Genomic DNA, 21,963 nt, shown 5'->3' with positions numbered 1-21,963 from the left:
GGCCGGCCCCCAAGGCCCCGGCGGGCCCGGCCGAACGGGAGTCCGGCTGGGCGTCCAGCCGGGCGTCCAGCTCGACCAGGGCGCGGGCCCGGGCGAACTCGGTCGGGGTGAAGGGCAGATGGGGCCGTTCCACGACGATCGTCCCGCCGCGCGGATCGCGCATCCGGATCACCACTCCCTCCAGCACGCCGTCCTCGGGGACCTCATCGCCGTGCGGCTCCCCTCCCGGCTGCCCGCCCGCCGTCCGGGAGGGCACCGAGCGGATCGTGCAGCGGCCGAGCAACTGGCGCAGCGCGAGCGGGAGTTCGGCGCTGTCCAGGGCGGTACGGGTGGCCAGGCCCAGCACCCGGGTCGGGGTGTCCACCAGATCGTGGGCGTCGGCCCGCTCCAGCCAGGTGTCCCGCCCGCCGGCCGCGGCCACCGCCCGGCCCAGCTCGGCTGCCTCCAGCGCGCGGGGCGCCCGCAACAGGAACTCGTCCACCGTCACCTCGCCCAGCGGGTGGGTCTGGAGGCCGATGACGTCCACCCGCAGCTCCGCCAGGACGGCGCACAGCGCGGCGAGCGACCCGGGTTCCTCCCGCACGGTGGCGCGCAGCCGCCACAGCACCGGCGGCTCCTGCGCGGAGCCCTCGGCGGCCGGGCGGCCGCCGGGATCGGGCGGCGGATGATGGCGGCGCCGCGCCCACCAGGTGTGGATCCCGGCCGTGGCCAGCAGAGCGGCGGCCGACAGCACCAGCAGCACCGGACCGTCGGGCCCGTGCGCCACCGTCTTGGCGATGCTGTCGGCCACGGTCACGGCCGTGAACAGCGCCGCCAGCTCGACCAGGTCGTGCCGCCAGTGGTGCGGGCCGCGGGCCCTGCGGCGGGCGGCGCGTCGAGCGGTGCGGCGGTCTGCGCGGTGTGCGGAGGATTCGGTCATGCGGCCACTCTCGCCGACCGGTGTTGCGTGATCACGAACGGTTTGTGACCGACGGGTTAAGGGCCTTCTGGGAACCATGCCCTTTTTGCCGGACACCCCTCGCCGGGTGTCGCGTCATGCGCGGGGGCCCCGGGAAGCGCGGGAGAGCCGTCGCAGCACCGCCCCGCACCGCCGGGCGTACAGCCGCTGGAACAGCGGGACGAGCGGCCCGGCGGCCCGCGCCCACCACACCTCGGGGCGGCTGAAGGCCCGCACCTCCAGCCAGACGGCCCCGTCCTCGTCCAGCTCCACGGCGAACGCCTCCTCGCCGCGCTCCGGATGCCCCGGCAGCGTCCCGTAGCCGAAGCCCGCCCGCCGCTCGCCGTCCGCAGCCCACACCACCCGGCACGGCGCGTGGATCCGCAGCCGTCCGGCGCCCAGGCCCACCACCACGCGCACCCCGGGCTCGGCGCGCGGGGAGGCGGTGGCCATCTCCACGCCCATGGCCCGGTGCATCCGCCAGGTCAGCACGGCCCGTCCGGCGGCCCGGAAGACCTCCCGGCCCGCACCGACGCGGGTGCGCACCCGCAGCAGCCCGAAGCCCGGCGGGTAGCCGGACGGGTCCCCCTCGCGGGTGGCGCCCGCCCCGGTGTACGTCAGGCCGGCCGCGGTATCACCGGTGCGGTCGTCGTTCGCGTCCATGGGCGCAGCGTATTGCGCCGTACCGCGCCGTGGTGCCGCGTGCCGCGCCGGTGGACGCCCGGCCGCCTACTGCCCGACGCGGCCGGGGCGCAGCACCTTGGTGAACAGCACCGCGCCGCCCTCCTCGCGCAGCCGCACCGTCAGCTCGCCGCTGTCGCCGTCGATGTCCACCTGGCCGTAGAACTGGTAACCCTCGCTCGGGGAGACGTTGCCGCGCTCCGGCGCCTTGACGAAGACCCGATCGGGGCCGAACGTGCCGTCCAGCGCGCTCGCCGGGAAGGCCCCGGCGTTCAGCGGCCCGGTGACGAACTCCCAGAACGGAGCGAAGTCCCTGAACGCCGCCCGCGCCGGGTCGTAGTGCTGGGCCGAGGTGTGGTGCACGTCCGCGGTCAGCCACACCGTGCCGGTGATCCGCCGGTCGCGGACGAACCGCAGCAGCTCGGCGATCTGCGGCTCGCGCCCCAGCGGCGCGCCCGGATCGCCCTGCGCCACCGCCTCGACGTGTCCGCCGTCGGAGACGACCAGTCCCAGCGGCATGTCGGAGGCGATCACCTTCCACACCGCGCGCGAGCGCGCCAGCTCCCGCTTGAGCCAGGCCAGTTGCTCCGCGCCCAGCACGCCCTGCGGGTCGGAGGTCTCGAGGCCGGGGGAGTTGGCGTTCCGGTACGTGCGCATGTCCAGCACGAAGACGTCCAGCAGCGGGCCGTGGCGCACCACCCGGTAGATCCGCCCGTCGCGGTCGCGCCGAGGGGAGGAGAGGGGGAAGTACTCGCCGAACGCCTGCCGGGCCCGGGCGGCCAGCACGTCCACGCGCCGCTCGGTGTAGCGGGCGTCGGCGAGGATCTCGCCGGGGTACCAGTTGTTGACCACCTCGTGGTCGTCCCACTGCACGATGGAGGGCACCTGCGCGTTGAAGCGCCGCAGCGACTCGGCCAGGAGGTTGTAGCGGAAGTTGCCCCGGTACTCGTCGAGGGTCTCGGCGACCTTCGCCTTCTCCTCGGTGACCACGTTGCGCCAGGTGCCGCCGCCGGGCAGCGCCACGGTCCCGGTCAGCGGGCCGTCGGCGTAGACGGTGTCGCCGCTGAAGAGGAAGAAGTCCGGGTCCAGGCGGGCCATCTCGTCGAAGATCGGATAGCCGCCGCGGTCGGGGTTGATGCCCCAGCCCTGCCCGGCCAGGTCGCCCGACCACACGAAGCGCACCCCGTCCCGGCGCCGCGCCGGGGCGGTGCGGAAGGTGCCGTGGACCGGCTCGCCGGTGCGCCGGGGGTCGTCGGGGTCGGCCAGCAGCACCCGGTAGTGGATCTGCCGGCCCGGCGGCAGTCCGTGCAGCGCCGTGGTACCGGTGAAGTCCGTGCCCGGCCCGAGGAGGGGACCGTGCCAGCGTCGCGGGTTGCGGAAGGACTCCGTGGCGGAGGTCTCCACCAGCATCCGGGCCGGGCGGTCCGAGCGCACCCACACCAGGCCGGACGTGGCCGTCACGTCCCCGGTCTGCACCCCCCAGCCGGCCCGCGGCCGTCCCGACAGCGCCAGCGCGGGCGCGGCGGCTGGCACCAGCGCGGCGGTGGGCAGGGACAGCGCCGCCGAGGCGGCCAGCGTGCCGCGCAGAACCGAGCGCCGGGCGGGCGCGGCGCGCTCCGGTGATTCCTGGTGTGCCATGGGCGGACAGCCTCCTGAGCGTCGGGCGGAGCGGGTCGTACGGCCGGTCATGGTGGCCGCGCGAGGCGAACGGAGGGGAACCGCGCCGCCGCGTGCGGACCTGTTCCGGGTGAACGCGGCGGTACCCGCCGCACCAGGGTCTCTCGCACCGGGACAGGCGCCGGGCAAGACACCGGGACAGGCGGGCGGAGAGCGACGTGAAAATGACAAGTCCACTTGCCATTCGAACATTACGCCGCTTCCTCGGTCGGAATCGTTCAAATGTGCCCGGAACGGGTGACACGATGCGTAACCTCGTCGTCACTTCCGCACCACTGGTGGTGTCTCCGCACGTCGAGCAGGAAGGGGGTCGCACATGCCCGGAATCGACGAATGCCTGCTCGAAGCCATGACGCTGCCCGGCGCCCGCGGCGCCGCCGTGGTCGACTGGACCAGCGGGCTCGCGCTCGGCGCGGTGGGCGAGCCGTCGTGCGGCGACCACGAGACGACCGCCGCCCGGACGGCCGAACTCGCCCGCACGGCCGCCGAGCACATCGCGTTCGCCACCCCTGGCGGCTCCGAACACGGAAACGACGGCGGGGAGTTCGCGCAGGACCCGGGGTCCGGCGGGGGAGAGCCGGTCGAGGACCTCATCGTCACCACCCGCGACGGCTACCACCTGCTGCGCTTCGTCGGGCAGGTCTTCGACGGCGGCCTCTTCGTCCACCTGTGGCTCGACCGGGACGGCGGCAACCTCGCCCTCGCCCGCATCCGCCTGCGCCACCTGTCCGAACGGCTGGTGCTCGGATGAGGGCCGCCCTCTCCCCGATGCTCGGCCATCTGGCGGCGCGGCGGGCCACCGGGGCGCTGCTGCGGGGCAACGGGACGCTCTATCTGCGCGACGGCGAGATAGTCCACGCGGAGAGCCCCGTCTCCCCGGGGCTGGAGGTGCTGCTCACCCTCGGCGGCAGACTCCCCGCCGAGGGCTGGCGGGAGGCCGTGGAGCGGGCCGGGGCCCGCCGGCAGGTCGCGCGCTTCCTGGTCGACAACGGGCGGCTGACCCGGGGCGAGCTGGAGGTCTACCACCTGGGCGCGCTGTACGACGCGGCCTTCTTCGCCCTCGCCCCCGGCAGCGGACCGGCCCGGTTCCGCAGCGGCCTGTCCCACTGGCTGGGGCCCGTCCGGCCGGTTCCGGCGCAGGATCTGCAACGCGAGGTCCTGCGCCGCAGAAGACTGCTGGAGGACCTGTGGCCGCACCCGGAGGTGGACACCGCCCCGGTGTTCCGGAACCGGCGGACCGCCCTTCCCGCCCCGACCCGCAGGCAGCGGGCCCTCCTGGAACTGGCGGACGGGACGCGCACCCCCGCCGACATCGCGCGGCGGCTCGGCCGCCCGGCCTTCCACGTGCTGATCGACGTACGGCGGCTGGCCGCCGCCGGGCACATCCGGACCCCCGAGCCCGGGCGGGAGTCCCCCTCCGGGGCCCCAGAGCCTCCGGCATCCCCGGCATCCCCGGAGTCCGGGGACGTCCCGGTCCCGTACCTGCACCCGTCCCCCGTGTCCGCCGTTCGGCTCCCGGAGGTGTCCACCGACCCGGACATCGCCCTGCTGCTCCGGATCCGCGATGCCCTGGAGGCGCGCCTGTGACGCACCGAACCGTCCCCGCCGGCCGCGGAGCCCTGCCGTGAGGCGCGCGCTGAAGCAGCTCGCCGGAGCGCGGCAGTCCGCCGCGGCCGACCCGGAGGTGCTGCGGGAACTGCGCATGCTGCGGTCCCGCGTCCCCCACCTGACCGGCGCCCTCGCGGTCGGCGCCGGAGGCGCCCTGCTCGCGGAGGACGCCCCCGGCGCGAGGAGCGGCCCCCTGGCGGCGCTCACCGCCACCGTCCTCGCCGACGCGCTGCGGCTGGCGGAGACCGCCGACCGGGGCCGCTTCCGCGAACTGCTGGTACGGGGGGAGAGCGGCTACGTCGCGGCCTACGCGGCGGGCCCCGCCACCTTCCTGGCCGTCCTGGCGGAGCCGCGCGCCAACGTGGGCCGCGTCCATCTGGAGGCCCGCCGGACCGGAGCCCGTATCGCCCGCCTGGCCGCGGGCGCGGACGAACGGCCGCAGGACGGCTGAGCCGAGCCGGGTCCACCGGCACCGCCCGGCCTGCCCGGGCCCGCACCGCGGGCGAGCCCGCCCTCGGTGAACCGATGTGTCAGAAGAAGACCGGAACGTGCGCCCCGGTGCACGCGGAAAGGAAGTGCGACAGCCATGGCCAACGTCGAAACCTCCCTCAAGGAAGCGATGACCGCCATCGAGGGCTCCCTCGGGGCCGCCCTCGTCGACTACACCAGCGGCATGGCGCTCGGCACCGTCGGAGGAGGCAAGGACCTCGACCTGAACGTCGCCGCGGCCGGCAACACCGACGTGGTCCGCGCCAAGGTGCGCACCATGGAGATGCTGGGCCTGAAGGACGAGATCGAGGACATCCTGATCACCCTCGGCGGGCAGTACCACCTGATCCGGCTGCTGAGGGGGCGCGGCAGCAACGGCCTCTTCCTCTACCTGGCCCTGGACAAGACGCGGGCGAACCTCGCCATGGCCCGGCACCAGCTGCGCAGGATCGAGGCGGAGCTGGAGATCTGACGCGGCGGCGACCCTCCCCGCCCCTCTCACGGGTGCCGGGCCGCCCCGGCCAGCAGCCGTACGCCGTACGCGATCCGGTTCGGCGTCAGGTGGGCGTAGCCCAGCACCAGCCGTACGCGCCCGTCGTTCCCGCCGTCGCTCTGCGGCAGCGGGGACGACGGGCGCGGCGGCAGGTAGTCGGACAGCGGCCGCACCGCCACCCCCGCCCGGGCCGCCCGGGCCAGGAGACGCTCCTGCGGGCCGCACCGGGGCGGCAGCGAGGCGATGACGTGGAGCCCCGCGGCGATCCCCGTCACCTCCGTGCCGCCGATGTGCTCCGCCAGCGCCCGCAGCAGCACGTCGCGCCGCTGCCGGTAGGCGCGTCCGCAGCGCCGCAACTGCCGGTCGTACTCGCCGCGGGCGACGAAGTCGGCCAGCAGCGCCTGGTCCAGGACCGGATGGCCCAGGTCCATGGTCCGCTTGCGTTCCACGATCTCACCGGCCAGATCGTCCGGCGCCACCAGCCAGCCCAGCCGGAGCCCCGGCGCGAGGGACTTGCTGACCGACCCGGTGTAGGCGACCCGCCGGGGGTCGAGCCCCTGGAGCGCGCCCACGGGCGCCCGGTCGTAGCGGAAGTCGCCGTCGTAGTCGTCCTCGACCAGCAGGCCGTCCGCATCGCGGGCCCAGGCCAGCAGCGCCGAGCGGCGCGCCGCGGAGTAGGAGATGCCGGACGGGAACTGGTGGGAAGGGGTGAGCACCGCGGCCCGCGCCCCGGAAGCGGCCAGATCCGCGGGGAGCAGGCCCTCGGTGTCCAGGCCGACCGGCACGGTGCGCAGCCCGGCCGCCGCGAACAGCGCCGCGTGTTCGAAGCTCCCCGGGGACTCCACCGCCACCGTTTGCCCACCGCGCCCGTCCAGGGTGAGGGCCAGCAGCGTCATCGCCTGCGCCACACCCGAGCAGATCACCACCCGCCCGGGATCGGCGGCCACCCCGCGCCGCCGCGTCAGCAGGGCGGCCACCGCCGAGCGCAGTTCGGGCAGCCCGCGCGGATCGGGGTAGCCGAGGGCGTGGTGCGGCAGACCGGCCAGCGCCCTGCGGTGGGCGGCCGCCCAGGCGGCACGCGGGAACAGCGCCGGGTCGGGGGAGCCGGGCCGGAAGTCCACGGCGGGCGCGGCCGTACGCTCCCCGGCGGGCGGGGCGCCCGCCGGCGCGTCGCGCGCGGCGTCGCCCACCCAGGTGCCCGAGCCCCGGCTGCTGGTGAGATAACCCTCGGCGGTCAGCTGCTCGTACGCCTCCGTGACCAGGCCCCGGGAGACCCCCAGATCGGCGGCGAGTTCGCGACTGGAGGGCAGCCGTGCGCCGGGCGCCAGCCGGCCCGAGCGCACCGCCTCGCGCAGACCGGTCTGCAGGGCGCGGCCGCGCTGCCTGGGCGGGGCCTCGCGGACGGGTAGCAGCAGCCCCCACGCCGCGCTCCCGCCGGGCCCGGCACCCGGCTCCGCACCCGGCGCTCCCCCGTCTCCGCCGCTGCCTCCGCCCGCGCCCCCGCCTTCGCCCTCGTCCTTGCCGGAAGTGGTCCCCGTAACCGCCATGGAAGTGGACCTTAAACCGGTCCGCACCGCTTCCTAGCGTCGGCACCATGACCTCCTCCTCCACCGGCTCTTCCCGGGCCGGGCACCACCGCGGCGCCCTGCTCGCCGCCGTCGCCTGCTGCCTGGTCGGCGCCTCCTTCACCGCCAACAGCGTGCTCGGCGACTACCCCCACGCCGGCGGCCAGGCCCTGCGCTACGGCCTGGCGTGCCTGCTCCTGCTGCCGCTGCTCGGGCGCGGGGCGCTCGCGCCCCTGCGGCTGCTGACCGCCCGTCAGTGGGCGCGCCTCGCCCTGCTCGCCGCCGTGGGCATGGTCGGCTTCAACCTCGCCGTACTGGCCGCCGAGCGGACCGCCGAACCGGCGGTACCCGGCGTGCTGGTCGGTTGCGCGCCGGTCGTCGTGGCCGTGGTCGTCCCCGCCCTGGACGGCCGCCGGCCCGCGCGTGCGGTGGTGTACGGGGCGCTGCTGGTGGCGGCCGGGGCCATGGCCGTGCAGGGCTGGGGACGTGCCGACGCCGCCGGACTGCTGTGGTCGGCCGCCGCGCTGGCGGGCGAGGTGGGGTTCGCGGTGATCGCCGTCCCCCTGGTGCGCCCGCTGGGCGCCCGCCTGCTGTCCACCGCCGCCTGCGCCCTGGCGGCGGTGGAGGCCGCGCTGCTCGGCGTGGTGCTCGACGGCCGGGCCTGGCTGCGGATGCCGGACCCGGCCGAGGCGGCGGCGCTGCTGTGGCAGGCGGTCGTCGTCACGGTGGTCGGCTTCGTCTGCTGGTACGCGGCCGTCCACCGCATCGGCGCGGAGCGGGCCACGCTCTTCTCCGGGCTCATCCCGGTCAGCGCGGCGCTGACCGCCCCACTGGTGGCCACCGGCTCCTACGGCTGGGCGCAGGCGGGCGGCAGCCTGCTGGTCGGGGCCGGCGTGGCGCTGGGCGCGGGCGCCCTGGCCCGCCGCCCGGCCGCGTCCGGGGCGGTGGAGCCGCCCGAACCGCCTCGGACGCCGGAGGGGGGCGTGCCCGTGCCGGAGCGGGCCACCGCCCGGCGGCCCCAGGGGTGATCCGCCCCGGCACCTGACCGCCTTCCGCCGGTGCGGGCTCCCCGGGGCCCGCTACCGGCGTGCCTACAGTCCGCCGCTCACCCGCAGCACCGCCCCGGTGGTGTAGGACGCCTCCGGGGACATCAGCCAGGCGACCGCGCCCGCGACCTCCTCCGGTTCCCCGGGGCGGCCCATCGGGATCACCTCGGCCTTGCGCCAGGGCCGTTGCGGATCGCCCATCGTGGCGTGCATGTCGGTGAGGATCGTCCCGGGCTGGACGGAGTTCACCCGCACCCCGTCGGGCCCCAGCTCCTTGGAGAGCCCGACCGTCATGGCGTCCAGCGCCGCCTTGGCCGCGGCGTAGTGGACGTACTCGCCGGGGCTGCCGAGCGTGGCCGCGCACGAGGAGACGGTGACGATCGAGCCGCCGGGGCCGCCGTGCCGTGTGGACATCGCCAGGGCCGCGCGCCGGGCGCACAGCAGCGTGCCCATGACGTTGACGTCCACCACCCGGCGCATCACCTCGGTGGAGGTCTCGGTGAAGCGGCCCAGCGGGCCGGTGATCCCGGCGTTGAGAACCGCGCCCGTGACCGGGCCCAGTTCCCGTGCCGCCTCTGCGAAGAGCGCGTCGACCTCGCTCTCCACACTGGTGTCCAGCCGCACGGTGACCGCCTCGGCGCCCTCGGCGCGTACCGCCCGCGCCGTCTCCTCGGCCGCCTCGCGGGAGTGCTGGTAGCCGACCGCGACGCGGTGCCCGGACCGCGCCAGCCGCCGGGCGATCGCCGCCCCGATGCCCCGGCTGCCGCCGGTGACGACCGTTACCCGCTGCTCCATGCCAGCCCTCGCCCTCTCGTCGTCCTCATGCCGGTTCCGTCGCCGCCCTCACGCCGCTCGCGCGGCCGCTTCCCGGCGGCCCGCCCTGTCGCTCCGGCACGCTAGCGGGCCGGATTGGTCTTGACCAAATGGGCCGCCGCTCCCTAAGGTCGGCATACGCAACAACCTTTAAAAAAGAAGCGCGCATAAATCCCGGCGGGACACGGCGACTGCGGAGGCAAGGGTGGGGACCACGCGACTGGAGACGGTGCCGGAACCGAAGTACCGGCACCTCAAGACCGTGCTGTCGGAGGCGCTCGACTCGGAGTTCGCGGTGGGGGAGATCCTGCCGAACGAGCGGGAGCTCGCCGCGCGCTTCGGAGTCGCCCGCGCCACGCTCCGTCAGGCCCTGGAACAGCTGGAGCTGGAAGGACGCCTCCAGCGCCGCCGCGGGGTGGGAACCACCGTCGCCCCGCCGCGTGTCGGCGTCGACGTGAACCCCGTCCGGCACAGCTGGCCCGGCGCCCCGGGCGACGCCTGGCAGACCGAGGACTGCGAGGAGACCGCACCGCCCGCCGCGGTGGCCAGGACGCTCGGAGCGGACACCGACGGGCCGGTGTACGCCGTCCACCGCGTCCGCATGACCCACGGTCAGGCGGTCGCCACCGAGACGCTGTACGTACCGGCCGCATCGGTGCCCGGGATGTCCGGCATCGAGACCGAGGCGGGGGCCGCCCGCGGCCGTGCCGTCCTGCGCGAGCTGAACCGCCTCGAACTGGGCGGCCAGGAACGGGCCGTGGAGCTCGGATCCGCCCGGGCGGAGGACGCCAGGCGGCTCGACCGGCTGCCCGGCGCGCCCGTCCTCGTCGTCACCACCCGCTACCTCGCCGCGGGCGGCACCGCCGCGGTCGCGCTGTCCACCTACCGGGCCGACACCTGCCGCCTCACCTTCGGCGACTTCGCCGGGGCCTCGCCGCTGCTGGCGAGCTGAACCGCGCGCCGCGCGCCCGCCGGCGACGGGACGTCAGCGGGCGACGGCGCCCTCCACGGTGAACAACTCCTCCTCCACGTGGTCGAGCGCCAGCCGCAGCGCGCCGGTCGCGATGGCCTCCCCGCCCAGCAGGGACAGCGCGACCCGCGGCGGCCGCAGGCAGTAGCGCTCCAGCTCGCGGCGGAGCGGATCCAGCACCCCGTCCAGCCCGGTGGCCCAGCCGCCGACGACCACCAGCTCCGGATCCAGGGCCAGCACCAGCGCGGCCACATCGTGCACCAGGCGCCGTATGAACCGCTCGACGGCCTGCCGCGCCCGCTCGTCCCCCTCGCGCGCCAGCGCGAAGACCCGCGCCACCGCCGCCTCGTCCAGCGGGTGCAGGGGCTCGCCGGTGGTGGACAGCAGGTGCTCGGGGGTGGCCTCCCGTCCCAGCAGGTGCAGTGCGCCGATCTCCCCGGCCGCGCCGCCGAAGCCGCGGTGCAGCCGCCCGCCGATCAGCGAACCGGCGCCCGGGCTCAGCCCGGCCAGGACGAACACCATGTCGTCGACCCCGCCGGCCGCGCCCTTCCAGTGCTCGGCCAGCGCGGCGGCGTTGGCGTCGTTCTCCACCAGCACCGGGCAGCGGAACGACCGCCGCAGCCGCTCGCCCAGCGGCAGGCCGGTCCAGCCCGGCAGCGCCGTGCACAGCCGCACCATGCCGTCGGCCTCCACGATCCCCGGGCTGCCCACCCCCACCGCGCGCAGGGTGCTGCGCGGCACCTCACAGGTGCGCAGCAGCTCGGCGACCACCGCGCGCACCCGCTCCAGCCGCTCGTCGGCCGTCGCCTGCTCGGAGACCGCGCGTCCGACCGTGCCCAGCCGCCGTCCGCACAGGTCGGAGAGGACGGCGGCCACCCGGTGCGGGCCGATCTCGATGCCGAGCAGATGGCCGGCCTCCGCCCGGAAGCGGTAGCGGCGCGCGGGCCGTCCCTGCCGCCGGACGTCACCGGAGGCGACGGCGGCCTCGGCCGCCAGGCCGGCCTCCACCAGCTGTTCCACCACGCCCTCCACCGTCGGCCGGGACAGCTCCGCGGCCTGGGCCAGATCGGACAGCGTCGGTGGGCCGTCGGCGGCGCGCAGCGCGCGCAGGACGACGGCGGAGTTGATCCTGCGCAGCAGGGAGGGATCCCTGCCGGTGAGCCGTCCCAACGTCCGCCTCCTGGGAAGTGCGCATGTGTGGCCGGATCGTATCCGGTGAGCGCACGGTGGGCGAGAGTCGGGTGAGGTGCCCCTGTCAGAGCGGGCCGGCCGTCAGGGTGGGCCGTCGAGCGCGGCGGCGCGCAGCCGCCCGTACTCCTCGGCCATCGTCTCCAGCGTCCAGTGGGCGTTGAGCCCGCTGGGATTGGGCAGCACCCACACCCGGGCGCCGCCGATCGCCGCCTCCTGAGGGCCTGTCCGGGCCCTGCGGTCCCCGAAGGCGGCCCGGTAGGCGGTCACCCCGACCACCGCGAGCCACTCGGGACGCAACCGCGCCACCTTCTCGGCCAGCACCCGCCCGCCCGTCCGGTACTCCTCGGGCGTCAGCTCGTCGGCACGGGCGGTGGGGCGGGGCGAGATGTTGGTGATGCCCAGGCCGTACGAGAGCAGCTCGTGCTGCTCCGACGGCTTCAGCCGCCGGGGAGTGAAGCCGGAGGCGTGCAGCACCGGCCAGAAGCGGTTGCCGGGATGGGCGAAGTGGTGGCCCAGCCGGGCGGTCGTCAGACCGGGGTTGATCCCGCAGAACAGCACGTGCAGCCCCTCGGCGACGATGTCGGGGACGGTGCGGGCGCGCAACGCCTCCATCTCCTCCCCGGTCATCCCCGTGCCGGCCGCCTCCTCGCCGGAGGCACCCCTGCCGGGGGTCCGGTCGGATGTGGTCCTCCTGGTCATGGCCCTCCCTGGCGGTCCTTCCGGGGCTCTCCTTCCCGGAAGGACCTCAGGCAGTCGGGGGGACGGTCAGAGGATCGCGCCCGGGGTGTAGGAGGCGGCCTCCGGGTGGCGCTTCGAGATCTCCTCGATCCGGGCCACCACCGCGGCGACCTGGTCGCCGGCCGCGCCGGTGAAGGACAGCCGGTCGGCCAGCAGGGCGTCCAGCCCCTCCCGGTCCAGCGGGATGCGCTCGTCGGCGGCCAGCCGGTCCAGCAGCTCGTTGCGCTCGGCCCCCTCGCGCAGCGCCAGCGCCGAGGCCACCGCGTGCTCCTTGATGGCCTCGTGGGCCGTCTCCCGGCCGACCCCGGCCCGCACCGCGCCCATCAGCACCTTGGTGGTGGCCAGGAACGGCAGGTAGCGGTCCAGCTCGCGGGCGACGACCGCGGGGAACGCGCCGAACTCGTCCAGGACCGTCAGGAAGGTCTCCAGCAGGCCGTCGAGGGCGAAGAAGGCGTCCGGCAGAGCGACACGGCGCACCACCGAGCAGGAGACGTCGCCCTCGTTCCACTGGTCGCCCGCGAGTTCGCCGACCATCGAGGCGTAGCCGCGCAGGATGACGGCGAAGCCGCCCACACGCTCGCAGGAGCGGGTGTTCATCTTGTGCGGCATCGCCGAGGAGCCGACCTGGCCCGGCTTGAAGCCCTCGGTCACCAGCTCGTGCCCGGCCATCAGCCGGATGGTCTTGGCCAGCGAGGAGGGCGCGGCGGCCAGCTGCACCAGCGCGGTCACCACCTCGTAGTCCAGCGAGCGCGGGTAGACCTGGCCGACGGAGGTGAAGGTGTGGCCGAAGCCGAGGTGGGCGGCGATCCGCTCCTCCAGCTCGGCCAGCCTGCCCCCGTCCCCGCCCAGCAGGTCCAGCATGTCCTGGGAGGTGCCCACCGGCCCCTTGACGCCGCGCAGCGGGTAGCGCGCCAGCAGCTCCTCCAGCCGCGCGTGGGCCACCAGCAGCTCGTCGGCGGCGGTCGCGAAGCGCTTGCCCAGCGTCGTGGCCTGCGCGGCGACGTTGTGCGAGCGCCCCGCCATCACCAGTTCGGAGTGCTCGGCCGCCAGCCGGCCCAGCCGCGCCAGCGCGGCCACCGCGCGGTCGCGCACCAGCTCCAGCGACAGCCGGATCTGGAGCTGCTCGACGTTCTCGGTCAGGTCCCGGGAGGTCATGCCCTTGTGCACGTGCTCGTGCCCGGCCAGCGCGTTGAACTCCTCGATCCGCGCCTTCACGTCGTGGCGCGTGACCTTCTCCCGCTCGGCGATCGAGGCCAGGTCGACCTCCTGGAGCACCCGCTCGTAGTCGGCCAGGGCCTGCTCCGGCACATCGACGCCCAGGTCCTTCTGGGCACGCAGCACGGCGAGCCACAGCCGCCGCTCCAGTACCACCTTGTGTTCGGGGGACCACAGTCGGGCCAGCTCCGCCGAGGCGTAGCGGCCGGCCAGGACGTTCGGGATGCGCGGCTTGTCAGTCACACCCGGGGATTCTAAGGGGTGTCGTCGCAGGCCAGTGGCGCCAGGTCGGGCGCGGAGTACCGGCCCCGGTCCACGGCCGGGTCCAGCGGTGCCAGATCGGGCCGCTTGGGCGTCAGCCCGTCGCCCGAGGAGCGTCCGGTCAGCCGCCGGCCGATCCACGGGAGCAGGTGGCGGCGGGTGAAGCGCAGGTCGGCGACGCGGCGCGCGTACCAGCCGGGCAGGACGGCGGGCGGCAGGGCCGCGTGCCAGTCGGCCTCGGCCTCGTGCCCCAGCCGCTGCCAGACGGCCTCGGCCACCCGCTCGTGCCCCTCGGCGGTCAGGTGCAGCCGGTCGTCGGCCCACATCCGCGGGTCGCCCAGCGCCTCGCAGCCGTACAGGTCCACCACCAGGGCGCCGTGCCGCTCGGCCAGATCGTCGATGAAGTCGAAGAGGTGCTCCATGCGCGCCCGGTAGCGCTCCAGCACCGGCCCGCGCCGCCCGGGGCTGCGCATCAGCACCAGATGGCGGCACTCGGGGGCGAGTTTGGCGACGGACTCCTCCAGCAGGCCGCACACCCGGCCCATGTCGCACTTGGGACGCAGCACGTCGTTGAGGCCGCCGACCAGCGTCACCAGATCCGCGCCCATGGCGGCGGCCACGTCCACCTGTTCCTCGGCGATCTGCTGGATCAGCTTGCCGCGTACCGCCAGGTTGGCGTAGCGGAAGCCGTCGGTGCGCGCGGCGAGACGGGCGGCGAGGAGATCCGCCCAGCCGCGGTAGCCGCCGTCCGGCAGCAGGTCCGACATGCCCTCGGTGAAGGAGTCCCCGAGGGCGACGAAGCTGGTGATGGCGGGCGGGGCGGGCGAGTCGGTTGCACTGTCCATGGCGCGGAACATGGTAACCGACCGCTCGGTACGTGCCTTCCTCCGGGCGCGTCTCCCCGGGTTGCGCCCGCCCCGCCCGCCGTCAGCGGCCCACCAGCTCGCGCAGCACGTCCTCCATGGTGACCAGCCCGACTGCACGCCCGTCCGTGCCGATCACCGCCGCCAGGTGGGTGGCGCTGCCGCGCATCGCGCCCAGCACGTCGTCCAGCGGCGTCGTCGCCCGCACCCGGGCGATCGGCCGCAGCGCCGAGACGGGGAACGGAGCGTCGCGGTGCACGGCGTCGAGCGCGTCCTTGACGTGCAGGTAGCCCAGCGCCCTGCCCCGGTCGTCCACCACGGGGAAGCGGGAGAACCCGCTGCGCGCGGAGAGCTGCTCCAGCCCCTCGGGAGTGATGCCGAACGGGGCGAAGACGACGCGGTCGGTGGGCCGCACGACGTCCTCGACCGGGCGGCGGCCCAGCTCCAGCGCGTCGCGCAGCCGCTCCGTGGCGCGCTCGTCCAGCAGCCCGGCCTCGCTGGAGTCGGCCACCAGACGGGCCAGCTCGTCGTCGGAGTAGGTCGCCGAGACCTCGTCCTTGGGCTCCACCCGCAACAGCTTCAGCAGGCCGTTGGCCAGGGCGTTGACACCGAAGATCACCGGCCGCAGGGCCCGGGTGAGCGCGACCAGCGGCGGCCCCAGCAGCAGCGCCGCGCGCTCGGGCGCCGCCAGCGCGATGTTCTTCGGCACCATCTCGCCGAGCAGCATGTGCAGGTACGTCGCCACCGCCAGCGCGATCACGAAGGCGATCGGATGGACCAGGCCCTCCGGCACGCCGGCGAACTGGAACACCGGCTCCAGCAGGTGCGCGATCGCGGGCTCGGCGACCACGCCCAGCACCAGGGTGCACAGGGTGATGCCCAGCTGGGCGGTGGCCATCAGGGCCGACACGTGCTCCAGGCCCCACACCACGCCGCGCGCCCGCTTCTCGCCGCGCTCGGCGAGCGGTTCGACCTGGCTGCGGCGCACCGAGATCATCGCGAACTCCGCGCCCACGAAGAAGGCGTTGGCGACCAGGGTCAGCAGGCCGATCAGCAGTTGGACGGCGGTCATCGGTCCGCCTCCCCGCTTTGGACGCCGACGCGGGCCCCGCGGCGCCCGTAGGCGTCCCCGGGGGCGCCGTGGCCGCCGCCGGCCCGGTCGTGGTCGTCCCGGCCGCCGTCGTGGCCGTCCCCGCCCCCGTCACCGGGTTCGGGCGGAGCGGTCAGCCGTACCCCGGCGGCCCGCCGCCCGGTCGCGTCCACGACCTCCAGCCGCCAGCCGGCGACCTCCAGGACGTCGCCCACGACCGGGATGCGGCCCAGTTCGGTGGCGATCAGCCCGGCCAGGGTCTCGTACGGGCCGTCCGGGGCGCGCAGGCCGATCTCCTCCAGCCGGTCGGTGCGGGCCGCGCCGTCCGCGTCATAGACGGTACGGCCCTCCTCGTCCGCGCCCGCCGGGACCAGGTCGGGGGTCTGGAGCGGGTCGTGCTCGTCGCGGACCTCGCCCACGACCTCCTCGATGATGTCCTCCAGGGTGACGACCCCGGCGGTGCCGCCGTACTCGTCGATCACCACCGCCATGCTGTTGCCTCCCTGCTTCCCCGACAGCCGGTCCAGCAGCCGGTCCACGGTCAGCGACTCCGGTACGGGCACCGGCTCGCGCAGCAGCCCGGTGACCGGGTAGCCGGCGCGGCGGCCGGCGGGGACGGCGATCACGTCCTTGACGTGGGCGACGCCGACCACGGTGTCGAGGTTGCCGCGGTAGACCGGGAAGCGGGACAGGCCCGTCGCCCGGGCGGCGTTGACCACGTCCTGCGCGGAGGTGTTCTCCTCCAGCGCGATGACCTGGACGCGCGGCGTCATCACGCTCTGCGCGGTCAGCTCGGAGAGCCGGATGGTGCGGACGAACAGTTCCGCGGTGTCCGCCTCCAGGGCGCCCTCCTTCGCCGAGTGGCGCGCGAGCGCGACCAACTCCTGCGGGGAGCGGGCCGAGGCCAGTTCCTCGGTGGGCTCCAGGCCGAGTCGGTGAAGGACCCGGTTGGCGGTGTTGTTCAGATGGGTGATCAGCGGCCGGAAAGCGGCGCTGAAACCGCGCTGCAGGCCGCCGACCCGGCGGGCGACCGGCAGCGGCCGGGAGATCGCCCAGTTCTTCGGCACCAGCTCGCCGACGACCATCAGCACCACCGTGGACAGCACCGTGCCCGCCACCAGCGCCACCGAGGACGCCGCGGAGGCGGGCAGTCCGGCCGCCCGCAGCGGGCCGGACAGCAGCCGCGCGGTCGAGGGCTCGGAGAGCATGCCGATGATCAGACCGGTCACGGTGATGCCGAGCTGGGCGCCGGAGAGCTGGAAGGTGAGGGACCGCACGGCCTTCAGAGCGCTGTCGGCGCCCGGCTCGCCGCGTTCGGCGGACCGCTCCAGGTCGCCGCGCTCGACGGTGGTGAGCGAGAACTCCGCCGCGACGAACACGGCACAGGCCAGGGTCAGCAGCAGCGCCAGGAGCAGGAGGAGCACTTCGGTCACCGGGTCACCTCCGTCCCCTGGTCCGGAGGGACGGGGAGAGGCGCTCGGCGGCCGCGTCCGCGGCCGGTTCCACTGCCGCTTCTACTGCCGGCTCTGCTGCCGGTACTACTGGGAGGCTCGCCCATGGGCGGACGCTCACACACCTTTCTCTGGGATGTTTCCTCGGAGCGCGCGCCGTGGACACGGCGGCCGCGGTACACGGCTCGGACGCGCGATGGGCAGTCCATCGTATGCGAGCCGCCGCGCGTTTCCCGGGGCCGCCGGTCCGCCGCCGGGCCGGGCCCGTCAGCCCAGCGGCTTCACCCAGCGGCTCCACTGCGGCTGCGGCGCGTACCCCGCCGCACGCCAGGCGTGGTGGGCGGAGGCGTTGCGGTCGAGCACCATGGCGTCGGCCCGGCGCCCGCCCAGCGCGGCGAACCGCGCCTCGGCCGCCGCCAGCAGGGCCGAGGCCACACCGCGGCGGCGGTGTGCCGGATGGACCGCGAGCCGGTACAGATGGCAGCGCCAGCCGTCGAAGCCCGCTATCACCGAGCCGACCACCGGCCCGGCCGCCGGCGCTCCGGCGGCCGGGGGCTCCCCGGGGTCCCCGCCGGGCACGGCCAGCAGCAGGGCCCCCGGATCCCGGTCGATCAGCCGGGCCACCCCCGCACGGTCGTCGCTGATGCTCGTCCCCTCCGCGGCCCGGGCCCAGAAGGCCAGGACGGCGTCGATGTCCGAGGCGAGGGCGGTCCGGATCCGGAGGCCGGAATCGTTCACAAGATCGTCCATGGCGGTATCCCAGCACCGGCCGGGCGGCGTACGCGCGGTGTTTCGGCATGTGGTCACCAGGGGCGTCAACCGCCCCGCAACTCCTCGATCACCTCTGCGAAGACCTCCATGTACGGTTCGAGCACGCGGATGCGGTCGAAGCCGTACCGCTCGCGGTGGGCGCGCGCCTGCCCGGCGATCCGCCCGACGCTGCCGGTGGGCAGGGCCGGGTGCTCCAGGAGCTGCTCCTCCGTCGTACCCAGGGCGTACGGGGCCAGCTCGCGGGGAGGGGATCGGGCGCCGGGCTGGGCCGAGGGCGCGCCGGTCAGGGCGCCCGGCCGTGTCCCGGAGACGGTCCGGAGCTTTCCGGAGGTCCTCCGAGGACGGCCGGGCGAGCCCGGGTCAGTACTGCCGCACGGGGTCGAACCGCTTCATCCGCTCCAGGACGGCCCCGGCGGTGGGGCGCGGCATCTCGTCGACGATCCGCCCGTCGGCCAGGAAGAGCACATGGTCGGCGTGGGCCGCGGCGCCCGGGTCGTGGGTCACCATCACCACCGTCTGCCCCAGGTCGTCGACCGCCCGGCGCAGGAAGTCCAGCAGCTCCAGCCCGGAGCGGGAGTCGAGGTTCCCGGTCGGTTCGTCGGCGAAGACCAGCCTCGGGCGGGAGGCCAGCGCTCGGGCGCACGCCACCCGCTGCTGCTGGCCGCCGGAGAGCTGGGTGGGCCGGTGGCCGAGGCGGTCCCGCAGCCGGAGCGTGTCGATCACCGTGTCCAGCCACCGCGGATCCGGCCCGCGGCCCCCGATGTCCATGGGCAGCGTGATGTTCTCCAGGGCCGTCAGGGTGGGCAGCAGGTTGAAGGACTGGAAGACGAAACCGATCTCGTCCCGCCGCAGCCGCGTCAGCTCCGCGTCCCCCAGCCCGGTGATCTCGGTGTCGCCGACCCACACCCTCCCCTCGGTGACGGTGTCCAGCCCGGCCAGGCAGTACATCAGCGTCGACTTGCCCGAGCCGGACGGGCCCATCACCGCGGTGAACCGGCCCTCGGCGATGTCGACGTCCACCGAGTCGAGTGCCACCACGGCCGTCTCACCGCTGCCGTAGGTCTTGGTCAGCCCGCGGGCCCGGGCGGCGGACCGCCCCGCCTCCGGCACCTCGCTCGCCTTCCGCGCGTCAGTGGACACCGCACCTCCCGGCTCGGACGGACGGCTCCCTCACGGGAACCGGGACAACTGACAGGTCCGTACCCGGTGCGGGGCCATCCATCCACGGGGCGGCGCGGGGAGCCGTCCGTCCGAGCCGGGAGACCACGGCCGTGACGCACCCGGCCACCCCGGCGGTGTCACGGCCGCCGCGCGCTGCCCAGGACATGCGCCGACACCGGTGTCGAAGCGCCCTTCTCCGGAACCTGCAGCCGCCGCAGGGACAGCTCGGTGAAGCCCGCGGTCTCGATCGCGGCCACGGTGTCGCGCGCGGTGTGGCAGCCACCGAACAGGCGCGGCCACACGGTGCGGTCCAGCGACCGCTGGAGGAGGGCCATCGCGGCGCCGTCGGCCCGGACGTGCTCGTAGAAGCACAGCCGGCCGCCCGGCCTCAGCACCCGGCGGATCTCGGCCAGGGCGCGGTCGGGATCCCCTACCGAGCACAGCACCAGCGACACCACGACCGCGTCGAACGCCCCGCTGTCCAGCGGGAGCTCCTCCGCGACGCCGGGCACCACACGGACGGGGACGGCGGCGTGCGCCGCGGCGTCCAGCGCCGCCCGCCGCAGCAGCGGCTCCGGCTCCACCGCCACCACCTCGCGCACGGCGGCCGGGTAGCGGTCGAAGTTCAGGCCGCTGCCCGCCCCGACCTCGGCCACCCGGCCGGACAGTGAGGCCAGCAGCTCGGCGCGGTGCGCGCCGATCCCGGCCCGCTCGTCCACCGCCGGGGCGAAGCGGGCGTAGTAGCGCGCGAAGACGGGATGGTGCACGGCGTCGGTCGCGGACCTGCGGCGGGGGGCCATGGGCGTCCTCCGGGAGGGGCTCTCACCTCGGTGCGGTCTCCCATTCTCCCTCCGCGAGCCGGGTGCCACCCTCCCAGGAGCCGCCCAGCCGGGGGGAGATCCAGCCCGCCGCCCGCCTGCGGAACACCGGGGGCTCCAGCGAGCCCGCCCCCTGCGGCAGCAGCCCCGCCAACGGGGCGCCCGCCGCCACCGGGAGGTCCGCCAGATTGCAGCGGGCCGCCAGATCCGGCTCGCGCGGCCAGCTGCCGACCACCACCCCGGCACACTCCAGGCCCCTGGAGCGCAGCGCCTCGGCCGTCAGCGCCGTCGCGTTCAGGGTGCCCAGCCCGGCGGCGGCGACCACCAGCACCGGGGCGCCCAGCAGCCGGGCCGCGTCGGCGAGGGTCGATCCCCGTTCGTCGAAGCGGACCAGCAGCCCGCCCGCGCCCTCGACCAGCACCAGGTCGTGCTCCTCCTCCAGAGCACGCGCCGTCTCCGCCACCGCCTCGGGACGCACCCGGGGCAGACCGGCCCGGCGCGCCGCCGTCTCGGGGGCCAGCGGCTCGGGGTAGCGGGCGAGTTCCACGGCGGTCACGTCCGCGCCCGCCAGGCGCCGCACCTCGGCCGCGTCCCCAGGCTCGCCCTCGGCCACCCCGGTCTGCGCGGGTTTGAGCACGGCCACCGAGCGGTCCGCCGCCACCGCCGCGGCGGCCAGCGCCGCCGTGGCCACGGTCTTGCCGACCTCCGTGCCCGTCCCGGTGACGACCAGCACCGACATGTTCGCGCCTCTCCTCGTTCCTCCGGACGCCGGGACACCCCGGCCCGCTTCCGCACCGCCTGCCCGTCCTGCCTGCCCGGCCCGCCTGCTCAGCCCGCGCGCGCCGCCGCGCACACCGCGGCCGCGATCCGCGCCACATCCTCGTCACCGGTGACGTAGGGAGGCATGGTGTACACCAGGTCGCGGAACGGGCGCAGCCACACCCCGGCGCGCACCGCCGCCTCGGTGGCCGCCGCCATGTCCACCTCGTGGTCGAGCTGGACCACCCCGATCGCCCCCAGCACACGCACGTCCCGCACCCCCGGCAGCGCGGCGGCCCCGGCGAGCCCGGCGCGCAGCCCGGTCTCGATCCGCTTCACCTCGCCCGCCCAGTCCTGGGCGAGCAGCAGGTCCAGGGAGGCCCCCGCGATCGCCGCCGCCAGCGGGTTGCCCATGAACGTGGGGCCGTGGGCCAGCACCGGCACCTCGCCGCGCGAGATGCCCTCCGCCACCCGCGTGGTGCACAAAGTCGCGGCCATCGTCAGATAACCGCCGGTCAGCGCCTTGCCGACGCACATCACGTCGGGGGCCACCCCCGCGTGGCCGGCCGCGAACAGGGAGCCGGTACGGCCGAAGCCGGTGGCGATCTCGTCGAACACCAGCAGCACGCCGTGCTCGTCGCACGCCTCGCGCAGCACCCGCAGATAGGCGGGGGAGTGGAAGCGCATCCCGCCCGCGCCCTGGACCACGGGCTCCACGATCACCGCGGCCAGCTCGTCGGCGTGTGAGGCGATCAGCTCCCGCAGGTGCGCCTCGTAGGCCGGGTCGGGGCCGGCGTCGAAGCCGTCCGGCGGAGCGTCCGCGAAGACCTGCTCGGGCAGCGTCCCGGACCACAGGTGGTGCATGCCGCCCTCGGGGTCGCACACCGACATCGGCTGCCAGGTGTCCCCGTGGTAGCCGCCGCGCCAGGTCAGCAGCCGCCGCTTGCCCGGCCGCCCCAGCGAACGCCAGTACTGCAGGCACATCTTGACGGCGACCTCGACCGACACCGAGCCGGAGTCGGCGAGGAAGACGTGCTCCAGCCCCTCCGGGGCGATGTCCACCAGCCGCCTGGCCAGCCGTACGGCGGGCTCGTGGGTGAGCCCGCCGAACATCACGTGGCTCATCCGCTCCAGCTGGGCGCCCGCCGCTTCGTTGAGCACCGGGTGGTTGTAGCCGTGGATCGCCGACCACCACGACGACATCCCGTCGATCAGCTCCACGCTGCCCCAGGCCGGCCGTGCCAGTCGCAGCCGGACCCCGGAGGCGGAGGAGACGATCAGCGGTTCGGAGCGGCCGGGCATCGGGCCGTAGGGGTGCCAGACGTGGCGGCGGTCGAGCTCGGCGAGCTCCTCGGGCGGGAGGCCG

At 75.4% G+C, this 21,963-nt stretch carries 21 protein-coding genes and 1 pseudogene; 6 read left to right on the top strand and 16 right to left on the bottom strand.

The features are described from left to right. The 3 genes and pseudogenes from L7D48_RS00905 to L7D48_RS00895 form a co-directional block, all read right to left on the bottom strand. Nucleotides 1-919 (bottom strand): annotated as a pseudogene (locus tag L7D48_RS00905) (hypothetical protein); the annotation flags it as partial. Nucleotides 920-1,033: 114 nt separating this feature from the next. Then, the gene (locus tag L7D48_RS00900) at nt 1,034-1,600 is read right to left on the bottom strand and encodes a DUF1990 family protein (RefSeq protein ID WP_237876068.1); all 567 of its coding nucleotides are present in this window, start codon (nt 1,598-1,600) and stop codon (nt 1,034-1,036) included. Nucleotides 1,601-1,666: 66 nt separating this feature from the next. After that, on the bottom strand, nt 1,667-3,256 hold the full coding sequence (locus tag L7D48_RS00895) for an alkaline phosphatase (RefSeq protein WP_237876066.1): 1,590 nt from the start codon (nt 3,254-3,256) through the stop codon (nt 1,667-1,669). A gap of 355 nt (nt 3,257-3,611) precedes the next feature. Between L7D48_RS00895 and L7D48_RS00890 the strand changes: the two genes are divergently transcribed. The 4 genes from L7D48_RS00890 (at nt 3,612) to L7D48_RS00875 (ending at nt 5,864) form a co-directional block, all read left to right on the top strand. Then, nucleotides 3,612-4,046 carry a hypothetical protein gene (locus tag L7D48_RS00890; protein ID WP_237876065.1) on the top strand — a complete coding sequence of 145 codons (435 nt, stop codon included), beginning with the start codon at nt 3,612-3,614 and terminating at the stop codon, nt 4,044-4,046. Beyond that, nucleotides 4,043-4,882 (top strand): transcriptional regulator, encoded by an 840-nt coding sequence (locus L7D48_RS00885; protein WP_237876063.1) that lies wholly within the window; start codon nt 4,043-4,045, stop codon nt 4,880-4,882. The genes L7D48_RS00890 and L7D48_RS00885 overlap by 4 nt, the downstream gene beginning before the upstream one ends. Before the next feature lie 37 nt (nt 4,883-4,919). Continuing rightward, nucleotides 4,920-5,354: a roadblock/LC7 domain-containing protein gene (locus tag L7D48_RS00880; protein WP_237876061.1), complete on the top strand. Its 435-nt coding sequence runs from the start codon at nt 4,920-4,922 to the stop codon at nt 5,352-5,354. Nucleotides 5,355-5,489: 135 nt separating this feature from the next. Next, a complete protein-coding gene (locus L7D48_RS00875) occupies nt 5,490-5,864 on the top strand; it encodes a hypothetical protein (protein ID WP_237876059.1) in 375 nt (124 codons plus the stop codon). Between the two features lie 26 nt (nt 5,865-5,890). Here the strand turns inward: L7D48_RS00875 and L7D48_RS00870 are convergent, their stop codons facing one another. After that, on the bottom strand, nt 5,891-7,432 hold the full coding sequence (locus L7D48_RS00870; RefSeq protein WP_237876057.1) for a PLP-dependent aminotransferase family protein: 1,542 nt from the start codon (nt 7,430-7,432) through the stop codon (nt 5,891-5,893). 47 nt (nt 7,433-7,479) lie between these two features. On the opposite strand from L7D48_RS00870, the gene L7D48_RS00865 reads away from it, so the two are divergent. Beyond that, the gene (locus L7D48_RS00865) at nt 7,480-8,478 is read left to right on the top strand and encodes an EamA family transporter (protein WP_237876055.1); all 999 of its coding nucleotides are present in this window, start codon (nt 7,480-7,482) and stop codon (nt 8,476-8,478) included. Between the two features lie 63 nt (nt 8,479-8,541). Here L7D48_RS00865 and L7D48_RS00860 read toward each other — a convergent pair whose 3' ends face one another. Then, nucleotides 8,542-9,291 (bottom strand): SDR family oxidoreductase, encoded by a 750-nt coding sequence (locus L7D48_RS00860; RefSeq protein ID WP_237876053.1) that lies wholly within the window; start codon nt 9,289-9,291, stop codon nt 8,542-8,544. A 223-nt stretch (nt 9,292-9,514) separates the two neighbouring features. On the opposite strand from L7D48_RS00860, the gene L7D48_RS00855 reads away from it, so the two are divergent. Next, nucleotides 9,515-10,261, top strand: coding sequence for a GntR family transcriptional regulator (locus tag L7D48_RS00855; protein ID WP_237876051.1), 747 nt, complete (start codon nt 9,515-9,517; stop codon nt 10,259-10,261). A 33-nt stretch (nt 10,262-10,294) separates the two neighbouring features. Here L7D48_RS00855 and L7D48_RS00850 read toward each other — a convergent pair whose 3' ends face one another. The 11 genes from L7D48_RS00850 to L7D48_RS00800 form a co-directional block, all read right to left on the bottom strand. Next, on the bottom strand, nt 10,295-11,449 hold the full coding sequence (locus tag L7D48_RS00850) for an ROK family protein (RefSeq protein WP_237876049.1): 1,155 nt from the start codon (nt 11,447-11,449) through the stop codon (nt 10,295-10,297). A gap of 102 nt (nt 11,450-11,551) precedes the next feature. Beyond that, nucleotides 11,552-12,097, bottom strand: a complete 546-nt coding sequence (mug, locus tag L7D48_RS00845) for a G/U mismatch-specific DNA glycosylase (RefSeq protein ID WP_237876117.1) — start codon at nt 12,095-12,097, stop codon at nt 11,552-11,554. A gap of 138 nt (nt 12,098-12,235) precedes the next feature. Further along, nucleotides 12,236-13,666 carry an adenylosuccinate lyase gene (gene purB, locus L7D48_RS00840; protein ID WP_237876047.1) on the bottom strand — a complete coding sequence of 477 codons (1,431 nt, stop codon included), beginning with the start codon at nt 13,664-13,666 and terminating at the stop codon, nt 12,236-12,238. Nucleotides 13,667-13,677: 11 nt separating this feature from the next. Further along, complete coding sequence (locus L7D48_RS00835) at nt 13,678-14,529, bottom strand: SGNH/GDSL hydrolase family protein (protein ID WP_237876045.1); 852 nt, start codon at nt 14,527-14,529, stop codon at nt 13,678-13,680. Nucleotides 14,530-14,611: 82 nt separating this feature from the next. Beyond that, a complete protein-coding gene (locus L7D48_RS00830) occupies nt 14,612-15,619 on the bottom strand; it encodes a hemolysin family protein (RefSeq protein WP_237876043.1) in 1,008 nt (335 codons plus the stop codon). Beyond that, nucleotides 15,616-17,070, bottom strand: coding sequence for a hemolysin family protein (locus tag L7D48_RS00825; protein WP_237876041.1), 1,455 nt, complete (start codon nt 17,068-17,070; stop codon nt 15,616-15,618). The genes L7D48_RS00830 and L7D48_RS00825 overlap by 4 nt, the downstream gene beginning before the upstream one ends. Nucleotides 17,071-17,355: 285 nt before the next feature. Beyond that, complete coding sequence (locus L7D48_RS00820) at nt 17,356-17,838, bottom strand: GNAT family N-acetyltransferase (RefSeq protein WP_237876039.1); 483 nt, start codon at nt 17,836-17,838, stop codon at nt 17,356-17,358. Between the two features lie 381 nt (nt 17,839-18,219). After that, complete coding sequence (locus L7D48_RS00815; protein ID WP_237876036.1) at nt 18,220-18,999, bottom strand: ABC transporter ATP-binding protein; 780 nt, start codon at nt 18,997-18,999, stop codon at nt 18,220-18,222. A gap of 158 nt (nt 19,000-19,157) precedes the next feature. Further along, the gene (locus L7D48_RS00810) at nt 19,158-19,820 is read right to left on the bottom strand and encodes a class I SAM-dependent methyltransferase (protein WP_237876034.1); all 663 of its coding nucleotides are present in this window, start codon (nt 19,818-19,820) and stop codon (nt 19,158-19,160) included. A gap of 22 nt (nt 19,821-19,842) precedes the next feature. Next, nucleotides 19,843-20,577: a dethiobiotin synthase gene (bioD, locus tag L7D48_RS00805; RefSeq protein ID WP_237876032.1), complete on the bottom strand. Its 735-nt coding sequence runs from the start codon at nt 20,575-20,577 to the stop codon at nt 19,843-19,845. 89 nt (nt 20,578-20,666) lie between these two features. Further along, nucleotides 20,667-21,963, bottom strand: a 1,297-nt coding sequence (locus L7D48_RS00800; protein WP_237876030.1) for an adenosylmethionine--8-amino-7-oxononanoate transaminase, incomplete at its 5' end; no start/stop codon positions are given.

It is taken from the genome of Streptomyces sp. ICN903 (assembly GCF_022015835.1).
In the GTDB taxonomy this organism is placed as follows: Bacteria; Actinomycetota; Actinomycetes; order Streptomycetales; family Streptomycetaceae; genus Streptomyces; species Streptomyces fenghuangensis.
Note: the sequence above shows the minus strand (reverse complement) of the source record. Positions and strands in the feature narration are given on the sequence as shown.

Bases quoted from the DNA above. Each gene is read 5' to 3' on its own strand.
- L7D48_RS00865 (WP_237876055.1), top strand. From the start codon at position 7,480: ATGACCTCCTCCTCCACCGGCTCTTCCCGGGCCGGGCACCACCGCGGC.
- L7D48_RS00830 (WP_237876043.1), bottom strand. From the start codon at position 15,619: ATGACCGCCGTCCAACTGCTGATCGGCCTGCTGACCCTGGTCGCCAAC.
- mug (WP_237876117.1), bottom strand. From the start codon at position 12,097: ATGACCGGGGAGGAGATGGAGGCGTTGCGCGCCCGCACCGTCCCCGAC.
- L7D48_RS00885 (WP_237876063.1), top strand. From the start codon at position 4,043: ATGAGGGCCGCCCTCTCCCCGATGCTCGGCCATCTGGCGGCGCGGCGG.
- L7D48_RS00890 (WP_237876065.1), top strand. From the start codon at position 3,612: ATGCCCGGAATCGACGAATGCCTGCTCGAAGCCATGACGCTGCCCGGC.
- L7D48_RS00870 (WP_237876057.1), bottom strand. From the start codon at position 7,432: ATGGCGGTTACGGGGACCACTTCCGGCAAGGACGAGGGCGAAGGCGGG.
- L7D48_RS00875 (WP_237876059.1), top strand. From the start codon at position 5,490: ATGGCCAACGTCGAAACCTCCCTCAAGGAAGCGATGACCGCCATCGAG.
- L7D48_RS00900 (WP_237876068.1), bottom strand. From the start codon at position 1,600: ATGGACGCGAACGACGACCGCACCGGTGATACCGCGGCCGGCCTGACG.
- L7D48_RS00810 (WP_237876034.1), bottom strand. From the start codon at position 19,820: ATGGCCCCCCGCCGCAGGTCCGCGACCGACGCCGTGCACCATCCCGTC.
- L7D48_RS00895 (WP_237876066.1), bottom strand. From the start codon at position 3,256: ATGGCACACCAGGAATCACCGGAGCGCGCCGCGCCCGCCCGGCGCTCG.
- L7D48_RS00820 (WP_237876039.1), bottom strand. From the start codon at position 17,838: ATGGACGATCTTGTGAACGATTCCGGCCTCCGGATCCGGACCGCCCTC.
- bioD (WP_237876032.1), bottom strand. From the start codon at position 20,577: ATGTCGGTGCTGGTCGTCACCGGGACGGGCACGGAGGTCGGCAAGACC.
- L7D48_RS00835 (WP_237876045.1), bottom strand. From the start codon at position 14,529: ATGGACAGTGCAACCGACTCGCCCGCCCCGCCCGCCATCACCAGCTTC.
- L7D48_RS00860 (WP_237876053.1), bottom strand. From the start codon at position 9,291: ATGGAGCAGCGGGTAACGGTCGTCACCGGCGGCAGCCGGGGCATCGGG.